15 protein-coding genes are annotated in these 20,145 nt (G+C 68.8%); 11 read left to right on the top strand and 4 right to left on the bottom strand.

The genetic code is table 11. The features are described 5' to 3' along the window. Positions 1–13: 13 nt before the first annotated feature. From ASC87_RS30115 to ASC87_RS30100, 4 genes are all read left to right on the top strand, one after another. A complete protein-coding gene (locus tag ASC87_RS30115) occupies positions 14–3,139 on the top strand; it encodes an efflux RND transporter permease subunit (protein ID WP_056671986.1) in 3,126 nt (1,041 codons plus the stop codon). A 219-nt stretch (positions 3,140–3,358) separates the two neighbouring features. Further along, entirely contained in the window at positions 3,359–4,297 is a 939-nt protein-coding gene (locus ASC87_RS30110; protein ID WP_056671984.1) for a GGDEF domain-containing protein, read from the top strand. A gap of 31 nt (positions 4,298–4,328) precedes the next feature. Continuing rightward, entirely contained in the window at positions 4,329–4,748 is a 420-nt protein-coding gene (locus ASC87_RS30105; RefSeq protein WP_235582349.1) for a cupin domain-containing protein, read from the top strand. A gap of 303 nt (positions 4,749–5,051) precedes the next feature. Continuing rightward, on the top strand, positions 5,052–6,767 hold the full coding sequence (locus tag ASC87_RS30100; RefSeq protein WP_056671982.1) for a YopJ family acetyltransferase: 1,716 nt from the start codon (positions 5,052–5,054) through the stop codon (positions 6,765–6,767). An 18-nt stretch (positions 6,768–6,785) separates the two neighbouring features. On the opposite strand, the gene ASC87_RS30095 is transcribed toward ASC87_RS30100, so the two are convergent. Continuing rightward, complete coding sequence (locus ASC87_RS30095; RefSeq protein WP_056671979.1) at positions 6,786–8,252, bottom strand: NAD-dependent succinate-semialdehyde dehydrogenase; 1,467 nt, start codon at positions 8,250–8,252, stop codon at positions 6,786–6,788. Between the two features lie 155 nt (positions 8,253–8,407). Here ASC87_RS30095 and alaS point away from each other — a divergent pair, with 155 nt between their 5' ends. The 5 genes from alaS (at position 8,408) to ASC87_RS30070 (ending at position 13,808) form a co-directional block, all read left to right on the top strand. Next, positions 8,408–11,035, top strand: a complete 2,628-nt coding sequence (alaS, locus tag ASC87_RS30090) for an alanine--tRNA ligase (protein WP_056671976.1) — start codon at positions 8,408–8,410, stop codon at positions 11,033–11,035. Then, positions 11,032–11,634: a hypothetical protein gene (locus ASC87_RS30085; protein WP_056671973.1), complete on the top strand. Its 603-nt coding sequence runs from the start codon at positions 11,032–11,034 to the stop codon at positions 11,632–11,634. The genes alaS and ASC87_RS30085 overlap by 4 nt, the downstream gene beginning before the upstream one ends. Before the next feature lie 32 nt (positions 11,635–11,666). Then, the gene (locus tag ASC87_RS30080) at positions 11,667–12,338 is read left to right on the top strand and encodes a hypothetical protein (RefSeq protein WP_157604465.1); all 672 of its coding nucleotides are present in this window, start codon (positions 11,667–11,669) and stop codon (positions 12,336–12,338) included. Between the two features lie 122 nt (positions 12,339–12,460). After that, positions 12,461–13,162 carry a hypothetical protein gene (locus tag ASC87_RS30075; protein WP_056671966.1) on the top strand — a complete coding sequence of 234 codons (702 nt, stop codon included), beginning with the start codon at positions 12,461–12,463 and terminating at the stop codon, positions 13,160–13,162. Then, positions 13,143–13,808 carry a hypothetical protein gene (locus ASC87_RS30070; RefSeq protein WP_056671963.1) on the top strand — a complete coding sequence of 222 codons (666 nt, stop codon included), beginning with the start codon at positions 13,143–13,145 and terminating at the stop codon, positions 13,806–13,808. The genes ASC87_RS30075 and ASC87_RS30070 overlap by 20 nt, the downstream gene beginning before the upstream one ends. A gap of 42 nt (positions 13,809–13,850) precedes the next feature. On the opposite strand, the gene ASC87_RS30065 is transcribed toward ASC87_RS30070, so the two are convergent. From ASC87_RS30065 to ASC87_RS30055, 3 genes are all read right to left on the bottom strand, one after another. Next, positions 13,851–14,645: an AraC family transcriptional regulator gene (locus tag ASC87_RS30065; protein ID WP_157604464.1), complete on the bottom strand. Its 795-nt coding sequence runs from the start codon at positions 14,643–14,645 to the stop codon at positions 13,851–13,853. Between the two features lie 54 nt (positions 14,646–14,699). Continuing rightward, positions 14,700–15,491, bottom strand: a complete 792-nt coding sequence (locus ASC87_RS30060) for an acetoacetate decarboxylase family protein (RefSeq protein ID WP_056671956.1) — start codon at positions 15,489–15,491, stop codon at positions 14,700–14,702. A gap of 70 nt (positions 15,492–15,561) precedes the next feature. Beyond that, positions 15,562–17,013: a carotenoid oxygenase family protein gene (locus tag ASC87_RS30055; RefSeq protein ID WP_056671953.1), complete on the bottom strand. Its 1,452-nt coding sequence runs from the start codon at positions 17,011–17,013 to the stop codon at positions 15,562–15,564. 122 nt (positions 17,014–17,135) lie between these two features. On the opposite strand from ASC87_RS30055, the gene ASC87_RS30050 reads away from it, so the two are divergent. Both ASC87_RS30050 and ASC87_RS30045 read left to right on the top strand, forming a co-directional pair. Further along, on the top strand, positions 17,136–18,584 hold the full coding sequence (locus ASC87_RS30050; RefSeq protein WP_056671950.1) for a SulP family inorganic anion transporter: 1,449 nt from the start codon (positions 17,136–17,138) through the stop codon (positions 18,582–18,584). 76 nt (positions 18,585–18,660) lie between these two features. Beyond that, positions 18,661–20,133: an alkaline phosphatase gene (locus tag ASC87_RS30045; protein ID WP_056671947.1), complete on the top strand. Its 1,473-nt coding sequence runs from the start codon at positions 18,661–18,663 to the stop codon at positions 20,131–20,133. Positions 20,134–20,145 lie beyond the last annotated feature (12 nt).

Raw genomic sequence — 20,145 nt, 5'->3', positions numbered from 1 at the left:
GCGGGAGGCAACGATGGGCATCAACGTCTCCTCCTGGTCGATCCGCAATCCAACCCCCGCGATCCTGCTCTTCATCATGCTAACGCTGGCGGGCCTGATGGGCTTTCGCGCGATGAAGGTCCAGAACTTCCCCGACATCGATCTGCCGACGGTCACCATCACCGCCTCGCTGCCGGGTGCGTCGCCGGGACAACTCGAAGCTGAAGTTGCGCGCAAGATCGAGGACTCGCTGGCGGCTGTCCAGGGCGTCAAGCACGTCCAGACGACGTTGACCGATGGCACGGCGAACATTGCGGTCGAGTTTCGCCTCGAGAAGCCGATCCAGGACGCGGTCGACGACGTGCGCGACGCGGTCTCCCGCGTGCGGGCCGATCTGCCGGCAGACCTGCGCGACCCGGTCATCCGGAAGGTCGACCTCGCCGGCGCGCCGATCCTGACCTACACCGTCGCGTCGCAGCGCATGGACGACGAGGCACTGTCGTGGTTCGTCGACAACGAGCTCAGCAAGACGCTGCGCGCGGTGCGCGGCGTCGGCGCCGTCACGCGGGTCGGTGGCGTGACGCGCGAGGTGCGCGTCGAAGTCGACCCGGCGCGCTTGCTCGCGCTGAACGCCACCGCGGCCGACATCTCGCGCCAGCTGCGTCAGGTGCAGCAGGAAAGTTCGGGCGGCCGTGTGGATCTGGGTGGCGCGGAACAGTCGGTGCGCACGATTGCGACCGTGCAGTCGGCCGAGGAGCTGGCCGCGCTCGAGGTCACGCTGGCCGACGGCCGGCACATCCGGCTCGACCAGGTGGCGAAGGTCTACGACACCATCGCCGAGCCGCGCTCTGCGGCGCTCCTGAACGGCAAGCCGGTGGTCGGCTTCGAGATCGTGCGCGCGCGCGGCGCGGGCGAGATCGATGTGACCGAGGGTGTGCGCGCCTCGCTGGAAATGCTGAAACAGAAGCACCCCGAGATCACCGTCACCGAGGCCTTCAACTTCGTCGACCCCGTCGTCGAGAACTACGAAGGCTCGATGAAGCTGCTCTACGAAGGCGCGGCGCTCGCGGTGCTGGTCGTGTTCCTGTTCCTGCGCGACTGGCGCGCAACGATCGTCTCGGCGGTCGCGCTGCCGCTGTCGGCGATACCGACCTTCGCGGTGATGCACCTGATGGGCTTCACGGTGAACGTCGTGACCTTGCTGTCGCTCTCGCTCGTCGTCGGGATCCTGGTCGACGATGCGATCGTCGAGATCGAGAACATCATGCGCCACCTGCGCATGGGCAAGACGCCGTACCAGGCCGCGATGGAGGCGGCCGACGAGATCGGCCTGGCCGTGGTCGCGACCACGTTCACGCTGATCGCGGTGTTCCTGCCGACCGCCTTCATGAGCGGTGTGGTTGGCAAGTTCTTCGTGCAGTTCGGCTGGACCGCAGCGATCGCGGTGTTCTTCTCGCTGGTCGTTGCGCGCGTGCTGACGCCCATGATGGCAGCCTACCTGCTGCGCGCACCGGCGCAGCACGCGGAACAGGAGCCGGGCTGGATGCGGATCTACTTGTCGTGGGCGCGCTGGTGCCTGCGGCACCGCCTCCTGACCATCGCAGGCGCCGCTGCGTTCTTCGGCGGGGGGGTGATGCTCGCTGCATCGCTGCCCGGCACGTTCATCCCGCCGGACGATGCGTCTCAAACGCAGGTCACGCTGACGCTCCCGCCGGGCGGCACGCTGCGCGACACCCTGGCGCTCGCCGAGCAGGCGCGCCGGATCGTTCAGCAGAACGAGCATGTCAGGATGATCTACACCGCCATCGGCAGCGGCAATGCCGGCGCCGATCCGACCGATCCCGCGAGCGTCGGCGCCGCCGACGTGCGGACGGCTGTGCTGACGCTCAACATGACCCACCGCAACGACCGCCCAGGGCTGACGAGGCAGCAACTCGAGGCACGACTGCGCGATGCGCTCGTCGTGCTTCCGGGCGCACGCGTGAAGGTCGGCATGGGCGACTCGGACGAGAACTATGTGCTGGTGCTCGCCGGCGAGGACGAACGTGTGCTCGCGGAACACGCGCAGCAGGTCGAGCGCGAGTTGCGTGCGATTCCCGGCATCGGCGGGGTGACATCGACCGCCAGCCTCGTGCGGCCGGAACTGGTCGTGCGACCCGACTTCGCTCGCGCTGCCGATCTCGGCGTGACTTCCGGGGCGATCGCGGACACGTTGCGCATTGCGACGGCGGGCGACTACGACCAAAGTCTCGCGAAGCTCAATCTCAGCCAGCGGCAAGTGCCGATCGTGGTCAAGCTGGACGATGCCTCGCGCCAGGACATCGAGACACTCAAGCGCCTGCCTGTACCGGGCGCCCGCGGGCCGGTTCCGCTCGAGAATGTCGCGACCTTGGAGATCGCGAGCGGCCCGTCGCAGATCACGCGCTACGACCGGATGCGCAACGTCAACTTCCAGATCGAGCCGAACGGCCTGCCGCTTGGGGATGTCGAAGACGCGGTGCTCGCGCTGTCGAGCCTGAAGATGCTGCCGGCGGGCGTCACGCAGACGGCGACCGGGGATGCGGAATCCATGGGCGAGCTCGCATCGGGCTTCGGCGTGGCGATGCTCACCGGCGTGTTGTGCATCTACATCGTGCTGGTGCTGCTGTTCCACGACTTCGTGCAGCCGGCCACGATCCTTGCGGCGCTGGTGCTGTCGATCCCCGGTGCCTTCCTGGCCCTGTTCGTCACCCAATCGGCGCTGTCGATGCCGTCGATGATCGGTCTCATCATGTTGATGGGCATCGCGACCAAGAACTCGATCCTGCTGGTCGACTACGTGATCCTCGCGCGCCGGGAGCATGGCCTGGCGCGCTGGGACGCGATCATCGACGCCTGCCGCAAGCGCGCGCGCCCCATCGTGATGACGACCATCGCGATGGGCGCAGGCATGGTCCCGATCGCCATGGGATGGGGCGCCGATTCGAGCTTCCGTGCGCCGATGGCCATCGTCGTGATCGGCGGGCTGATGACATCGACGTTCCTGAGCCTGCTGGTGATTCCGGTGGCGTTCACCTATGTGGACGATGCCGCCCAGCTGGTCTTCAAGCGCCTGCGCAAGCCGCATCACGCCCAGCCGGCTGGCGGCACCAGCCCCGATGTGGCGGAGGTTCGCACGTGACCGGGCCGCGACCGCCAGTGACAAGGCCAGGATTGAAGAACTCAATCCGGGAGATCGGATTAATATGCCCGGATGGACACGCTCAGGGCCATGGCCGCCTTCGTGCAGATCGCCGACGCCGGCACATGGCCTGGATGAAGGACGAGCTGTCACGATTCGGGTGGTGAACTCATGTCCACTTCCTCCACAATGGGGGCCTGACGACCCGCCATCCCCGCCATGACCGCTGATGCACTGAACCTGCTGCTGATCGACACCGACGGGGCTGCCGTGCCCGAGCTGGCGGCCAAGTCGCCGTTCGGTCCGTTTGCCTCGGCACGTTGCAGCGGCTTGGCCGAGGCCTCCGCGCAACTCGCGGCCCAGCACTTCGACGCGGTCGTGCTCGCCGCCCGAACGGTGGAGGCCCGCAAGCTGCTCGCCTGGCCCGGCCTGTCGCAGGCGGTCACCGACCCCGCCGTGCTCGTGCTCACCACCGACGACCCCGGCGCCGACCTCGCCGTGCGATTGGTGCGCGCCGGTGTGCAGGACGTGCTGCCACTCGCGGTGGACCCTGTCGACGCGCTGCCGCGTGCGGTGCGCCTGGCGGTGGAACGCAAGGCCCAGCACCAGCAGACGCGCAAGGCCTACGCCACCGACCTCATGACCGGGCTGCCCAACCAGTCGCAGCTCGTCGAACACGTGAACCAGCTGCTCGCGTTGCGTGAGCGCGAGCCCGCGCCCATGGCGCTGATGGCGGTGCGCGTCGAGGGCCTGTCGTCGGCCGAGGCGCGCCTGGGCGGTGAATCGGCCAACGTGCTGCGCCGCAAGATCGCGGTGCGCCTGCGCATGGGGCTGCGCGCGAGCGACGTGGTGGCCTCGGTGGGCCCCGATGCCTTCGCCGTGTTGTTGTCGAAGTTCCAGGAGCCCCACGACGCCGACCGCGTGGCCGCGAAATTGCGCGAGGCATTGCACCCGCCGTTCCCCATTGCGGGCAGCCAGGTGTCGGTGGCCGTGGCCATCGGCATCGCGCAGTACCCGGCCGACGGCAAGGACGCCGCCACGCTGCTGCGCCGCGCGGTGGGCCTGGCGGCCACCAGCGCGGCTGCCGGGCGCGACGGCTTCGCCAACGTCGCCGAGCGGGGCCCGAAGCGGGCTGCCAACGACGAGCAGGCTGACTGACCCCGGTTTCCAACCCCAAGGAGAGGTGACGATGACACAACACAAGGTGTGGGTTCGCGGGGCCGCAGCGGGCCTCGTGCTGTTCGGGCTGGGCGTGGCCACCGGCCTCGTGGCGCAAACCCCCACCGACTCCCCCCAGCGTGTCGAACTCAAGCGCACCGACCTGTCGGGCGCTCCCGGCATGGAGGTCATCACGTCGGTGGCCGAGTACAAGCCGGGGGACGTGGTCGACCTGCATTTTCACCATGGCGTGGAAGCTGCCTACGTGGTGCAGGGTGCCACCGTGCAGGTGCCGGGCAAGGACCCCATGACGCTCGTCACCGGCGGCTCGGTGCTGAACCTGCGCGACGTGAAGCACGGGGGGTTCAAGGTGGTGGGCGACACCTCGCTCAAGCTCTACACCGTGCACATCGTGGACAAGGGCAAGGCGCTGTACGACCAGTCACGGTGAGGCAACCCGTGCGCAGCCCCTGAACGGCCTCGTCGGTACAGTCGCGCCGGCCGCGTGTACTTCGCGATCTCGCGCGCTGCTTCGCCTGTGCCGCGACCGTCGCAGGGTGGGGCCGTCACACTGAGTGGCCTTCATGGCGGTGGCCGTGGTCAGCGCGCACGAGGCTGACCGTGAGACTGGACACGCATGAGAATCGCTCGGAACGACGACCCCAACCGCGGTGCCGCCACAACGCCTCAGGCGCCTGCGGCCCCGGCTCCCGGGGCATCGCCGAGCCGGCCCCTCGCCCACGACACGGGTGTCATGGGCCTGCGGTCGCTGGACCGCCGGAGTGACCTGCCGGTGCCAACACGGGCTCCGCGCGCGGAACTGACTCGCCTGCAAGCGCTGGCACCTCTCACCGAAGTGGCCCGACTGCCGGCGGAACCCTCGGCCGGCGTGGTGTCCGCACCGAGCGCTTCAACGGCGAGGCAGAAGATCAGCGCCTATGTCGATGAGCTTCGCACGCACCTGAAGAACCACACCGAACCGGAGCCGCGCGATCACCTGTTCCTCGACGTGCTTGCCAGCAGCGAGAACATCCGCACGCCGGGCCTCAATCTCCGGATCCTTCGCTCGGCGAAATCGGCCCTGCATGCCGTCGCGCGGGCCCTGGCCGATGCCCCGCCGCCGGGCGCGGCGCCCGGTGCGTTGCAGTGGCAGGCGGTCTTCGATGACGGCGGCCATCGCGTGGCGGCGTCCGTCCGCATCGACCGCGACGATCCGGGCAGGGCCTCGGTGATCCTGATCGATTCGCGGCTGAAGGGCGCGAAGGACCACCACGGCCATGCGGAGAACATCCACGATCCCGCGCTTCCCACGCTTTCCCAGACGCTGGACTCGAAAGGCCTGAAGCTCCAGGTCACGTACATGAGCACGGACGCGCAGCGAAACCTCGGCTGCACGATCTTCGCGCTGTCCGCAGTCAAGAAGATGCACGACAGCGCGGCCATTGACCAGATGCACAGTGACGCGTTGGCCGCTGCGGCCGAGCGGCCGGACACGCCTTCGATCCACGAAGAAGACGCTCGCGCGAGCGAGAAACTCGAGGCCGGCTTCTTCAAGCATGTCACTTCCAGCAGCGTGATCGATCGATACCTGCATCAGCTTCCCGAGGACAAGGCCGCCGAGCCGGTCAACAAGCGGGAAGAAGGCTTGCGCGATCGCTTTGAACGAAACGTCGTGTTCCGTGCCAAAGACCACAAGCTGCATGTCTACAGCAGTTCGATCGAAAGCAAGCGCATTGCCTTCTTCGAGGCGGCGCTGGCCCTCCCGGGCCTCGGTCTGGATCAACCTTGGCGTGAGCCTCCACAGGAGCTGGACTTTGCGGTGATGCTGCAGGCCCTCAGGGGGAGACCGCCCGCGCCCACGCAGGCGCAGGCGGCTGGTGCGGTATCGCGACAACACGAGGGAGGCGGGCCGGACATGCACGGCTTGTTGGCGGATCTGCTCAACCTGCCGCTCGAGACGGACTCGCAAGCGAGGGAGCAGGCGCTGCAGACGTTGCGCGATGCGTCACCCGCACTGGACGAACTGACAACGAACGGCGGCAACACGCTGCACTTGCTTGGCGAGGTGCTGGGCGGGGTCAGCCTGGACGCCGATGGGCGCCTGAAAGACCGTGTCGTGGCGCTCGTCAGCCTGCTTGTAGAAGCGGGCGTGGACGTGAACGGGCGCGACGACTATGAAAGGACGCCCCTGTTCGATGCCGCGAAGTCAGAACACCTCTGGCTGGTGAAGGCACTCCTGGACAACGGGGCCGATGTGAATGCCGAAGCGGATGAAGGCACGCCGATGTTCGCGGTCAAGCACCTGGCGGTGCTCGATGAACTCATCAGGCGCGGTGCCGACATTCACCAGCTCAACGAGGACGGCCTCACGCCGGCGGCATATTTCGAGAACGAAGGCGGCGAACACGGCAACCGCCTCGCACAGGCGCTGCGGGCGCATGCCGCCGCGTCGCCTCCTCCGGCGCCATGAACACAGGCGCCGGAGCCCTCAGATCCCCCCGAGACAGAGGTATTTGATCTCCACGTAGTCCTCGATGCCATGCCGCGACCCCTCGCGGCCCAGGCCCGATTGCTTCACGCCGCCGAACGGCACCTCGGCCGTCGAGATCAACCCGGTGTTGACCCCCACCATCCCCGACTCGAGCCCTTCGCCCACGCGGAAGATGCGCCCGATGTCGCGGCTGTAGAAGTACGCGGCCAGGCCGAACTCGGTGTCGTTGGCCAGGGCGATCGCCTCGGCCTCGGTCTGGAAGCGGAACACCGGGGCCACCGGGCCGAAGGTTTCCTCGCGGGCGCACAGCATGTCGCTGGTGGCCTCGGTGAGCACGGTGGGCTCGAAGAACCGGTCGTGCAGGCGCTTGCCGCCGGTGAGCACCTTCGCGCCCTTGGCCGTGGCGTCGGCCACGTGTTTCTCGATCTTGGCGATGGCGTTGTCGTCGATCATCGGGCCCTGGGTGACCCCGAGGTCGAATCCGTTGCCCACCTTGATGCCCTTGACCTTGGCGGCCAGGCGCTGCACGAAGGTGTCGTACACCGCGTCCTGCACGTACAAACGGTTCGCGCACACGCACGTCTGCCCCCCGTTGCGGTACTTGCTGACCAGCGCACCCTCGACCGCTGCGTCGATGTCGGCATCGTCGAACACGATGAACGGCGCGTTGCCGCCCAGCTCCAGCGACAGCTTCTTGATGGTGGGGGCACACTGGGCGGCGAGGATGCGGCCCACCTCGGTGGACCCGGTGAACGACAGGTGGCGCACCACCTCGCTCTCGCACAGCACCTTGCCGATCTCGGCGGACTTGGCGGCGGTGACGATGTTGAGCACGCCCGCCGGCAGGCCGGCGCGCTGGCCCAGCTCGGCGATGGCCAGCGCCGACAAGGGCGTCTGCCCCGCCGGCTTCACGACCACCGGGCAGCCGGCCGCAAGCGCCGGGCCCACCTTGCGGGTGATCATCGCGATGGGGAAGTTCCACGGCGTGATGGCCGCGCAGACGCCCATCGGCTGCTTGATCACGAGGTAGCGTTTGGTGGGGTCGGTGGTGGGGATGGTCTCCCCGTACACGCGCCGGCCTTCCTCGGCGAACCACTCGATGAAGCTCGCGCCGTAGGTCACTTCGCCCTTCGATTCGGCAAGCGGCTTGCCCTGCTCGGCGGTCATGATGCGGGCCAGGTCGTCGGTGTGCTGCACCAGCAGCTGGAACCATTTGGTCAGGATCGCCGCGCGTTCCTTGGCCGTCTTGGCGCGCCACGCCGGCCAGGCCGCCTGGGCGGCGGCCAGCGCCGCGCGGGTCTCGTCCACCCCCAGGTCGGCCACGTCGGCGAGCTTCGCGCCGGTGGCCGGGTCGGTCACGTCGAAGCGCCGGGCGCCGCGCACCCACTTGCCGTCGATCAGCGCATCGGTCTTCAGGAGGCTCGGGTCGAGCAGGTTCGACAGCGGGGAAATGCGTTGGTCCATGGTGCCCTCCAGGGTGAACGGCCATGATACGGAACCGGCCGCAGCCCCGTGGGACGCAAGGGGCTTGCCCGGCGGGCCGCCCTATAATCAAAACCCTCGAAAAATCAAGCCCTTGCGCGCCGCTTCAAACCGGCGTTGTCGCAGAAAGCCACGGCATGAAAGCCTCCGAAATCCGTTCCCAGTTCCTGAAGTTCTTCGAAGCCAAGGGCCACACGATCGTGGCGTCGAGCCCGGTGGTGCCCGGCGACGACCCCACGCTGCTGTTCACCAACGCGGGCATGAACCAGTTCAAGGACGTGTTCCTGGGGTTCGACAAGCGCGCGTACAGCCGCGCCACCACGTCGCAGAAGTGCATCCGCGCCGGCGGCAAGCACAACGACCTCGACAACGTGGGCTACACCGCGCGCCACCACACGTTTTTCGAGATGCTGGGCAACTTCAGCTTCGGCGACTACTTCAAGCACGATGCCATCCAGTACGCCTGGGAGCTGCTGACCGAGGTCTACAAGCTGCCGAAGGACAAGCTCTGGGTCACCGTGTACGCCGAAGACGACGAGGCCTACGAGATCTGGAACAAGACGGTGGGCGTGCCCGCCGAACGCATCGTGCGCATCGGCGACAACAAGGGCGCCCGCTACGCATCGGACAACTTCTGGATGATGGGCGACACCGGCCCCTGCGGCCCGTGCACCGAGATCTTCTACGACCACGGCCCCGAGATCGCCGGCGGCCCGCCGGGCTCGCCCAACGAGGACGGTGACCGTTACATCGAGATCTGGAACAACGTGTTCATGCAGTTCAACCGCGACGAAGCGGGCGTGATGCACAAGTTGCCCAAGCCCAGCGTGGACACCGGCATGGGCCTCGAGCGGCTCACGGCCGTGCTGCAGCACGTGCACAGCAACTACGAGATCGACACCTTCGTGAACCTGCTGGCCGCCGCGAAGCAGTCCGTGGACGCCGCCGGCGGTGGTGACTGCGACAAGGACTCGCCGTCGCTCAAGGTCATCGCCGACCACATCCGCGCCTGCAGCTTCACCGTCACCGACGGCGTGATCCCGAGCAACGCCGGCCGCGGCTACGTGCTGCGCCGCATCGCGCGCCGCGCCATCCGCCACGGCTACAAGCTCGGCGCCCGCAAGCCGTTCTTCTACACGCTCGTGGCCGCGCTCTCGAAGGAGATGGGCGACGCCTACCCGGAACTGCGCCAGGCCGAGAAGCGTGTCACCGACGTGCTCAAGCTGGAGGAAGAAGGCTTCTTCCGCACCATCGCCAACGGCATGGAGATCCTCGAGGCCGCGCTCGCCGGCGGGGCGAAGACCATCGACGGCGAAACCGCGTTCAAGCTGCACGACACCTACGGTTTCCCGGTCGACCTCACGGCCGACGTGTGCCGCGAGCGTGGCGTGACGGTGGACAACGCCGGCTTCGACGCGGCCATGCAGCGCCAGAAGGACAAGGCCCGCGCGGCCGGCAAGTTCAAGATGGCCGCCGGCCTCGAGTACGCCGGCGCGAACACCACGTTCCACGGCTACGAGCACCTGCAGCGCGATGGCGCGAAGGTGGTGGCCCTGTACATCGACGGTTCGCCGGTGGACGTGGCCCGTGCCGGTGACGACGTGGTGGTGGTGCTCGACGAAACCCCGTTCTACGCCGAAAGCGGCGGCCAGGTGGGTGACACCGGCGAGCTGCGCAACGCCACCACGCGCTTCATTGTCGAGGACACCATCAAGGTGCAGGCCGCCGTGTTCGGCCACCAGGGCCAGCTCGCCGAAGGCGAGCTGCGCGTGGGCGACGTGGTGGCCACGAAGGTGGACGCCGACAAGCGTGCGCGCACCGTGCGCAACCACTCGGCCACCCATTTGATGCACAAGGCCCTGCGCGAAGTGCTCGGCAGCCACGTGCAGCAGAAGGGCTCGCTCGTGACGGCCGACCGCACGCGCTTCGACTTCGCCCACAACGCGCCGGTGACCGACGCCGAGATCGCGAAGATCGAGGCCCTCGTCAACGCCGAGATCCTGGCCAATGCCGCCACGCAGGCGCGTGTGCTGCCCATCGAGGAAGCCCAGAAGACCGGCGCCGTGATGCTGTTCGGCGAGAAGTACGGCGACGAGGTGCGTGTGCTCGACATCGGTACCAGCCGTGAGCTGTGCGGTGGCACCCACGTGCAACGCACCGGTGACATCGGCCTGTTCAAGATCGTGGCCGAGACGGGCATCCAGGCCGGCGTGCGCCGTGTCGAGGCCGTGACCGGCGACAACGCGCTGTCCTACCTGCAGTCGCTCGAAGGCACCGTGCGCCAGATCGCCGGTTCGCTGAAGGCGGCGCCGGCGGAAGTGCCGGCCCGCCTGGGCCAGGTGCTCGACCAGGTGCGTGCGCTCGAGAAGGAACTCGCGGCCATCAAGGGCAAGCTGGCCTCGTCGCAAGGCGACGAGCTGCTGCAAAAGGCCGTCGACGTGAAGGGCCTGAAGGTGCTGGCCGCCGTGCTCGATGGCGCCGACGCGAAGGCGCTGCGCGAGACGATGGACAAGCTCAAGGACAAGCTCAAGACCGCCGCCATCGTGCTGGCCGCCGTGGAGGGTGGCAAGGTGCAGCTGGCCGCGGGCGTGACGGCCGACAGTGTGGCCAAGGTCAAGGCCGGCGAACTCGTCAACTTCGTGGCCCAGCAAGTGGGCGGCAAGGGCGGCGGCAAGCCCGACATGGCCATGGCCGGTGGCACCGATGCCACGAACCTTGCGCAGGCGCTCGCGTCGGTGCAGGGTTGGGTCGCCGAGCGCCTGTGAACGCCCGCCGCGCGGTGGGCGTGGTCCTGCTGGCCGCTCTGGTGGCCGCTTCGGTGGCCGGCACCGCCTGGGCCGCCGAGCCGTCGCCGGCCCAGAAGGCCGCGGCGGCACGGGTGCACGCGCAGGACATCGCCGACCTGTTCCGTGAAGCCTGCCTGCTGCAGAAGGCCAATCCCGACGACGTGGCCGACTGGGCGCTGAACCACGGGTTCGTGGTGGGCACCCAGTCTGGCGGCGAGGTGGCTGCGGCGCTGAAGCAGCGCGGCGAGTCCGGCAATGTGTTCTCGCGCAGCAACAAGGACGAGTCGGTACTGCTGATTGCCACGGCGAACCCGTCCAACTGCGTCGTGATGGGCTTGTCCCCCGTGGACGGCCCGCGCCTGCGCGGCCGCATGGAGGCGATGACCGGCGAGTGGCCGGGCATCACCGTCACCGCCGAACCGGCCAACAGCATGGACTACGACGAAGACGGTCCGCATCGCAAGATCAGCTACATCGGGGTGTCCGGCCCCGACCGCTACCGCCTCATGGTGGTGTCACCCGTGGGCACGGCGCGCGGATCGGTCATCCTCGGGGTGTCGGTGGAACCTCGCCGCTGAGCGTTGGCGGCAACCTGCCTGGGAGCTTCGCAATGACCCGTCGACTGACCGTCTCGTTCATGCTGGTGCTGGTTCACGCCGGGGCATCCGCCCAGGCCGGCGACCCGGTGTTCACCGCGTCGCTCGTGCAAGGCAACGCGGCGTCGCGGGTGGCCGAACCGCCGCGGAAAACCGGCATCGGGCTGCCGCCCGCCGCGGACCGTGGGCGCGGGTCACCGAGGCACCGCACCGATGAACTCGCCGACCTGTTCAGCCACGTGTGCGTGCAACACGGCGGGCGTGTCGAACCGGCCGAGGCCTGGGCGCGCGAACGCGGTTTCGTGGTGGCCATGAAACCGGCCCCACGGCCGCCCGGCGCGGCCGATGCCGTGCCGTCGATGCAAAAGCACCTGCGGCAAGCCGACAACCCGTCGGGCCCCGCCATCACGCTGACGCAGCAGCCCGAGGGCTGTGCGGTCTGGTCGCATGGGGTCATCGACGGTCCGCGGCTGCGCCGCCGCGCCGGTGAAATCGCCGCCGCGACGGCGGGGGTGCGGCAACCGGTGCCCCCCACCGAAAGCACCCGCTGGGGGAATGGCAGCTTGCGTGTGGCGGTCTATCCGCTGGGTCCGCAGGGGCAGGGGGGGGCCGTGCGCACCATCGGGCCCGAAACCGCGGCGAGCCATGAGGGCGCGCACATGATCCTCATCCCTCCGGCACCGTGAACAAGCCACATCCGGAACCGACCGTTACCGTTTGAGGGGATTTCCCCGACAGCCGCACCCCGTGGGGTTGCGATCATGGCGGTGTCGATCGACCCTGATGAAGTTTTCCCTGGAGTGAAACGATGAACCGTCCCGTGTGGACCGTGCTCTGCAGCCTGGCCTTCGGCGCTTCCGCCGCGATGGCCCAGGGCAACCCCGTGTTCACGGCCAAGACCGTGCACCCGTATGACGCGCCGGTGCTGGGTGTCGTGCGCGATGCCGATGCCCCGCCACCGCCGCCGCCCCAACGGCCCATCCCGCGCGGCCACAACCCGCGTGCCCATGCCGTGGAGGTGGCCGAAGTGTTCAAGCAGGCGTGCCTGCAGGGCCGCGGCCAGACCGCCGCGGCGTCCGACTGGGCGCTGAACCACGGGTTCTCGCCGCTGTCCGAAGACGCCGTGAAGGAAATGGCCCAAGGCATGGGCGGCACGGGCGAGGCCATCCAGATGGTCAACGTGTTCGTGCGCCGGGCCGACACCACTGACACCGTGATGCTGCTGCTGGGCGACAACCCGCTGGCCTGTTCCGTGGGCACGCGCCAGAACATCGACGGTGCCCGGCTGCGCGACCGCATGGCCCAGCTCGTGGCCGGGTGGGTGGGGCAGGCCAAGCCCCCGGCCCCGGCGGTTTCGCTCGACAACCCGCAGGCCGGCACGCGCATGGTGGGCTACAAGGTCACGTCGGGCCGCTGGATCGACTCGCTCGTCGTGACGGCCCCCGTGGGCGTGGGCCGCGGCCTCGCGCTGCTCGCATTGATGATCGACGATGCGCCGCCTGCCCGCTGACCTGCTCGGTGGCGCGCTGGGTGGGGTGTTGCTGCTGGCCCCGGCGCTGGCCGCGGCCCAGGGCACGCCTGTGTTCACGGCGCCGCTCGTGGCGCCCCCGGCTGCCGTGTCCGCGCCCGTCGCCCGCGAACCGGCATCGCCCCAGGCCCTGCTGCGCTGGTTCGAGCAGGCCTGTGTGCTCACCCAAGGCCAGGCCGGGGCCGCGATGGACTGGGCCTTGGCCAACGGTTTCGAGCCGGTGGACCCGATGCGAGGTTCTGCCGACGGCCTGCTGGACGGCAAACCCGGCACCGTGCTGATGGCCCCCGATTCCGGCGGCCTCGTGCTGCTCGCCGCCACCGACACCCAATGCAGCCTGTGGGTGGAGCAGCAAGAGGGCCCGCCGCTGCGCGCCGCACTCGCCGCCATGGTGGGCACCCTCACCGCCAAGGGCGCCAAGGCCCGCGTCGAAGTGGACCGCAACCTCGAACGCGCCGGTGCCTGGCGCGCCCAGGTGCAGTGGCGCTTCCGCGGCGTGGGCTGGAGCCAGGACGTGGGCGTGGGTGCGGTCACCACGCTGGCCAACACACCGGGCACGCAGGTGTTGCATGTAGCACCGTTGGCGAAGGCCGTGAACTTCGCGCCGGATGGGGTGCCGTTGCGTTGAAGGGGGTTGGCGGGGATTGAAGCGGACGTCCCGGCGGTCGGATCAGTCGGGCGCCGACTGCCTGGATACGGCTTGCGCCAGGTCGCCGGGCGTGTAGCCGAACGTTCGCTTGAACCAGCGCGTGAAGTGTGCCTGGTCCGAGAATCCGCACTCCGCCGCGACAGAAGCGGCGGGCTCACCCTGGATCACCAGGTGCTTTGCGCGATGCAGCCGCACCGCACGCAGGTATTCACCCGGTGCCATGCCGAGCCATTGTTTCAGCACCCGGTGGAGTCGTTCCCGGCTGACGTCACAGCGGCGTGCGAGACCCGACACGGTCTGTTCTCCAGCCAGCACGGCAGACTGCACACGCCCGATCAGCGCCCGAACGGCCTCGCCTGGCATGGGATCGGTGTTGGCAGAGGAACCGGGCCGCAGTGTCTCGGCCAGCAGGGGTATCGCCCGCAACAACCAGGCCTGCACATCCTCCGGTGACGTGAGATCGCCCGCCTGGCACGCCAGTGCAAGATCCCGGACCGATCCGCTGCGGGTGGGCACGGCAAGACCCACCTGGTCGAGCCACGTGGTCGGCACATACAGCATGGTGGCCAGCACCGCGCCACTGTGGGCCGACGCGGTGAGCGCGCCGGTATGGACGACACCCGGTGCGATGGCGATGAGGTCCCCCGTTCGCGCGAGGAAGGGGCGGCCCGCCACGCTGCAGCGGCATTCGCCTTGAACGATGGCGCCGAAGGACCATTCTTCGTGCCAGTGCGGCGCCCACTCCTGCCCATGCTGCTGGTGCCGCACCTGCTCGAGGTCGACCAGGCGCACCCGCCGCACTTCAGATCGATTCAACGCCACAGTGGCCAGCCTCCTGCGACCTTCGACGGCACCGAAGATGATGGCCGGTCAGGCATCGCGTGCGCCGGCCACGGTGATGCCCAGCCAGCCCGCACTGGCATCTTCCGCCACCAGTGGGCCCAGCATGCCGATGTCCTCCCCGGGGTGTGGCGTCAGGTGCACCGAAGCCGAGGCCTCGTGCCAGTCGCCGCCCACCCGTTGGCCGATCTCGGGCTTCACCAGCACCAGCTCCGGCAACCGCCGGGGTTGCCGCAGATCGGGCCAACCCACCGCGCCGATGGTCTCGTGGGCCAGGAAGCCCATCGGGCGCCCCGGCCGCCCGGTGAGCGTCGCCTGGGCGTCGACCACGCGGCGGTCCTTCACCGCCAGGCTGGCACCCAGGCGGCTGCCCGCACGCAAGGGCGCGGCGGCAGGATGTTCGAGCGGCAAGCTTCGCGTGAGCCAGGTGCTGCCCATCTTCTTGGGCCAGCCCTGCAGCAGCCCTCGCAGCAGGGAGATGTCCTGGTCGACCCAGATGGCGGGGCAGTACATGCAACGACTCCCGTCCGGGCGCTCGATCTCAAGGACCACGATGGTCTCGCGGTACTGGGCCAGCACCGGGTCCAGCATCTCGTGGCCGTCGGTGCAGGCCTGCCAATCGGCGAAGTGCACGCAGCCCGTTCCCACGGGCCTGCCGGCCGCTGGCGGCACCAGGGGGATCGCGGCGCTGGCATTGCACCGGAAGGCGATGTTGAGCAACCAACCGGCATAGTGCCAGGGGGGTGGCGGAACCAGCGCCGCCCGGCCGGTGGCGGTGAACGGTGCGGTGAAGCTGCGATGGGACCAGGTGGGGGAATTCATGGCCCCATGGTGCTGACCTCCGCACGCCGTGACTAGAACGGATGTGACCCTTGCCTGGCCCGCCTCGCCGTCAACCTGCAGCCAGCCCGGCCGAGAACCAGTTGCCATGGAATCCGGCCGGCACGCGGTGCGGGATGCGGACGGAGGCCACCGGCGGCCCGGCGAACCGGGCGGCGTCGAGCACCACCAGGTCGGTGGCGTCGGCCGCGGCGTGGATGACCAGGCCCACGAGCCACCCGTCGTCCTCCGCCGATGTGGCGTGCCGCGGCACGAACACGAACTCGCCGGGCGCGTGCCCTGCGCCGAAGTCGTGCCGCTGGCGTTCGCCGGTCTGCAGGTCATGCTTGAACAGGTGGCTCGCCCCGACGATGTGGGGCGTGAACGTCTCCGGCAGCCCCACCGTGTAGACGAAGCGGTGAGGCAGCCCGCTGCGCCGTTCGTCGATGCGCGGGAATTCCTGCGGTGCCGCATCGAGCAGGCGCTGCGTCACGGTGAGGCCCACCGGATCGAGGGTCCAGCGTTCGAGCCCGCGCGGGTTGGCCTCGGGGCCATGGGTGCTGCCGTCGAACATGCGGTCGTACACCACCACGTCGAGCACCACCGTGCCGTCGGGGGCGTCGTAGGCGTTGACGGTATGGAACACGAAACACGCCTCCACGGGCATCCACACCACATCGGCCGCCGTGCCGTCCTTGGGCAGCAGGCCCACGCGCGCCGGGTGGGCCGGGTTCCAGCGGTACGGGAAGGCCTGGCCCGACAGCATGGACTTCATCGAAAACGTCACCGGCAGGTCGAGGATCACGACGTGCCGCTCGGTCACGGCGCAGTCGTGGACCATGGGGCCGTGGGCGATGGGAATGCGCAGTTCCCGGCGCACCCGGCCCGCCGGATCCACGACGACGTGGCGCACGCTGTCGGGTTCGTCGCCCCGGTACGCGATGGCATGCAGGTCGCCAGTCACCGGGTGGCGATGCGGGTGGGCCGAGAACGGCCCCTGCAGCGTGCCGTCGAGGTCATCGTAGGCGTGGCGTTCCAGGTCGTCGCCGAAGCGCACCGGCGCGCTGCCGGCCTCGACCAGCGCCCAGGCCGCGCCGGCGATGGGCACGATGGCCGTGTTCACGTTGTCGAAGCGCCCGCGGTGCGGGCCCGGTGCCATGGCACTTTTCAGGGCCTTGGCCACCTTGCGCGACCGCACATAGCGGTTCCGGTACCAGCGCGCATGGCCGCCTTGCAGGCGCACGCCGTGCACCATGCCGTCGCCGATGAACCAGTGGTGGCCGCGGGTGTCGCGGTGGACCGGATTGGGGCCGATGCGCAGGTACCGCCCGTCGAGTTCCGGCGGCAGCACGCCGGTCACGGCCAGGTCCTCGATCGTGCGTTCCGCGGCGGCGGGTTCGTGGAGACCCGTGAAGTAGGGGTAGGGCCCGTCGGGCACCGGCAGCCACCGGCGATTGAACGCCGAGATGCCGCCCAACACGCCGGACACCACGCCCCGGATCACTTTTTCGACCTTGCTTGCCATCGCCGTCCCTGTTGAAGCCGCGGTCGCGGCGACGCGACACGATAGCAGCGCTTGTTCGCATCCGCATCCGGTGGCCTTCCGAACGTAGAACAATAGCGGGTTCCGCTTTCCGGTTCTCCCTCATGCAACTCGCTCGCATCCGTGCCGATGTCCTGGCCGGACTCACGACCTCCTTCGCCCTGGTACCCGAGTGCATCGCCTTCGCCCTCGTGGCCCAGCTCAATCCGTTGATGGGGTTGTACGGCGCCTTCGTCATCTGCACGATCACGGCGCTGTTCGGGGGGCGGCCGGGCATGGTGTCCGGCGCGGCCGGTTCGATGGCGGTGGTCATCGTGGCGCTCGTGGTGCAGCACGGGGTGGCCTACCTGCTGGCGACGGTGCTGCTGAGCGGGGCGCTGATGATCCTCTTCGGGGCACTGCGGCTGGGCAAGCTGGTGCGCATGGTGCCGCACCCCGTGATGATGGGCTTCGTCAACGGCCTGGCCATCGTCATCGCCATGGCCCAGCTGGCGCACTTCAAGGAGGGGCACGCCTGGCTCACCGGCGAGCCGCTGTGGCTGATGATCGGGCTGGTGGCGCTCACCATGGCGATCGTCTACACGGTGCCGCGCCTGACCCGCAGCGTGCCACCGGCGCTGGTGGCGATCGTTGGCGTGGGCGTGATGACCAATGTGCTCGGCCTGCCCACGCGCAGCCTGGGTGACCTGGCCCACATCGCCGGCGGGCTGCCGAGCCTGGCGTTGCCCGACATCCCGTGGACCCTCGAGACGCTGCACATCATCGCGCCGTACGCGGTGCTGATGGCATTGGTCGGGTTGCTGGAGACGTTGCTGACCCTGAACCTCACGGACGAGATCACGCAGAGCCGGGGGCGCACGAACCGCGAATGCGTGGCCCTCGGCGTGGCGAACGTGGCGTCGGGCCTGGCGGGCGGCATGGGCGGGTGCGCCATGATCGGGCAGACCATGATCAACCTCAACTCGGGCGGGCGCGGGCGCCTGTCGGGGGTGGTGAGCGGCGTGCTGATCCTGATGTTCGTGCTGTTCCTGTCGCCGCTGATCGAACGGATCCCGCTGGCGGCGCTGGTGGGTGTCATGTTCGTGGTGGCGCAGCAGACGTTCTCGTGGGCATCGTTGGGCACGGTGAACAAGGTGCCGTTCCATGACGTCCTGGTCATCGTCGCCGTCACGGTCATCACGGTGCTGACCGACCTGGCCATGGCAGTGATGTGTGGCATCGTCATCGCCGCGCTGAACTTCGCGTGGCAGCATGCCCGCGAACTCTATGCCGACCACCAGCTCGAAGCGGATGGCAGCAAGGTCTACCGGCTGCACGGCACGCTCTTCTTCGCATCCGTGAAACCCTTCCTGAACCTCTTCGACGCGGCCGGGGACCCTGCCTGGGTCACCCTGGATTGCCGGCACCTGAGCTTCGTGGACTACTCGGCCATCGAAGCGCTCCGGACCCTCAGGGAGCGTTACGTCCGCACAGGCAAGCACCTGCGCGTGGTGCACCTGTCGGAGCGGTGCCGGCAGTTGCTCCGGCGCGCCGGGGAGTCGCACGGGGATTGATGAAGGTCCGGACCGGACCATTCACGCCACCGTCATGTTCATTCCGTAACCTGTTGCTTCTCATCCAGGAGCAACCATGAATCCGAAGCTGTTGGCCGCGTTCGCTGCCACCGCCGCCCTGTTCACCGCCGCGTGCAGTACCAGCGACGAGCTGGCCGCCCCGGCGCCCGCCGCACCGAAGAACGTCATCTTTTTCCTGGGAGACGGCTACGGCATCGTGCCGATGACCGCGACCCGCATCTACGCGGCCGGCGAGGACGGTGAGCTCGCGATCGACACCTTCCCCGAAACCGCCTTCGTCAAAACGTACTCGCTCGACGCCCAGGTGATCGACAGCGCGCCGTCGATGGCCGCCTACATGACGGGCGTGAAGACCCGCAACGAGGTGCTCGGCATGAACGGCGACACGTTCGCCTACGCCCCGGGCAAGGATGCCACCACCGGCGTGTCCAACTCGGTCGACAAGTGCCCCGCCACCGGCAACGGCGCCGCGGCCACCACGCTGCTCGAACTCGCCGCCACCGCCGGCCGGGCCACGGGTGTGGTCACCACGGCCCGCCTGACCCACGCCACGCCGGCCGCCACGTACGCCCACACCTGCCACCGCAACGCCGAATACGAGATCGCCCGCCAGGCCGTTCCCGGCGGTGCCGGCTACAACGCCGCACTGGGTGCCGGTGTCGACGTGCTGATGGGCGGCGTCAGCCAGTACTGGCGCCCGTACAACGCCACCACCACGCCCACCGGCCGGCCTGACGGCCGCGACCTGGTCGCCGAGCTGCAAGCCAGGGGCTACACCTACGTCAGCGACCTGGCCACGCTCAATGCCGCGCCCACCGCCGCCGGCACGAAGGTGATCGCCCTGTTCGACCAGGCGAAGGCCGAAGGCCACATGTCGTACGAACTCGACCGCGACGCCACGAAGGAACCGAGCCTCGCCGAGATGACCACCAAGTCGATCGACATCCTGTCGAAGCGCGACAAGGGCTACTTCCTGATGGTGGAAGGCGGCCGCATCGACCACGCGCTGCACGGCACGAACGCTGCCCGCGCACTGGGCGACGCCAAGGCCTTCGACGACGCCATCCTGGCCGCGATCGCCAAGGTCAAGCTGACCGACCCCGAGCTGAAGAACACGCTGATCGTCGTCACCGCCGACCACGACCACACGATGGTGATGAACGGCTACGCCGCGATCACCGGCAAAACCACCGCCAGCAATCCCGGCATCCTGGGCCTGATGCGCGACTACACGTCGCCGGCCACCCCGGCCCTCGACGCCGACGGCAAGCCGTTCACCACCCTCGTGTTCGGCAACGGTGAAAACCGCGTCGCCGGCAACCGCAGCCTGATGACCGCGCTGACCGACGCCGCCGTGACCGACAAGAACTACCACCAGGAAGCGGTGATCCCCATGGGCGTGGGCGGCGAGACCCATGGCGGCTCCGACGTCTTCCTCGGCGCGATGGGCCGTGGCGCCGACACCTTCCACGGCGTGATCGACAACACCGCCGTCTTCCAGCTGGTCCGCACGGCCGTCGGCCTCTGATCGCCGACGCAC

The sequence above is a fragment of the Rhizobacter sp. Root1221 genome, assembly GCF_001425785.1.
GTDB lineage: Bacteria > Pseudomonadota > Gammaproteobacteria > Burkholderiales > Burkholderiaceae_C > Rhizobacter.
This window is presented reverse-complemented; position numbering and strand designations above follow the sequence as displayed.

Bases quoted from the DNA above. Each gene is read 5' to 3' on its own strand.
- ASC87_RS30115 (WP_056671986.1), top strand. From the start codon at position 14: ATGGGCATCAACGTCTCCTCCTGGTCGATCCGCAATCCAACCCCCGCG.
- ASC87_RS30110 (WP_056671984.1), top strand. From the start codon at position 3,359: ATGACCGCTGATGCACTGAACCTGCTGCTGATCGACACCGACGGGGCT.
- ASC87_RS30105 (WP_235582349.1), top strand. From the start codon at position 4,329: ATGACACAACACAAGGTGTGGGTTCGCGGGGCCGCAGCGGGCCTCGTG.
- ASC87_RS30100 (WP_056671982.1), top strand. From the start codon at position 5,052: ATGGGCCTGCGGTCGCTGGACCGCCGGAGTGACCTGCCGGTGCCAACA.
- ASC87_RS30095 (WP_056671979.1), bottom strand. From the start codon at position 8,252: ATGGACCAACGCATTTCCCCGCTGTCGAACCTGCTCGACCCGAGCCTC.
- alaS (WP_056671976.1), top strand. From the start codon at position 8,408: ATGAAAGCCTCCGAAATCCGTTCCCAGTTCCTGAAGTTCTTCGAAGCC.
- ASC87_RS30080 (WP_157604465.1), top strand. From the start codon at position 11,667: ATGACCCGTCGACTGACCGTCTCGTTCATGCTGGTGCTGGTTCACGCC.
- ASC87_RS30075 (WP_056671966.1), top strand. From the start codon at position 12,461: ATGAACCGTCCCGTGTGGACCGTGCTCTGCAGCCTGGCCTTCGGCGCT.
- ASC87_RS30070 (WP_056671963.1), top strand. From the start codon at position 13,143: ATGCGCCGCCTGCCCGCTGACCTGCTCGGTGGCGCGCTGGGTGGGGTG.
- ASC87_RS30060 (WP_056671956.1), bottom strand. From the start codon at position 15,491: ATGAATTCCCCCACCTGGTCCCATCGCAGCTTCACCGCACCGTTCACC.
- ASC87_RS30055 (WP_056671953.1), bottom strand. From the start codon at position 17,013: ATGGCAAGCAAGGTCGAAAAAGTGATCCGGGGCGTGGTGTCCGGCGTG.
- ASC87_RS30050 (WP_056671950.1), top strand. From the start codon at position 17,136: ATGCAACTCGCTCGCATCCGTGCCGATGTCCTGGCCGGACTCACGACC.
- ASC87_RS30045 (WP_056671947.1), top strand. From the start codon at position 18,661: ATGAATCCGAAGCTGTTGGCCGCGTTCGCTGCCACCGCCGCCCTGTTC.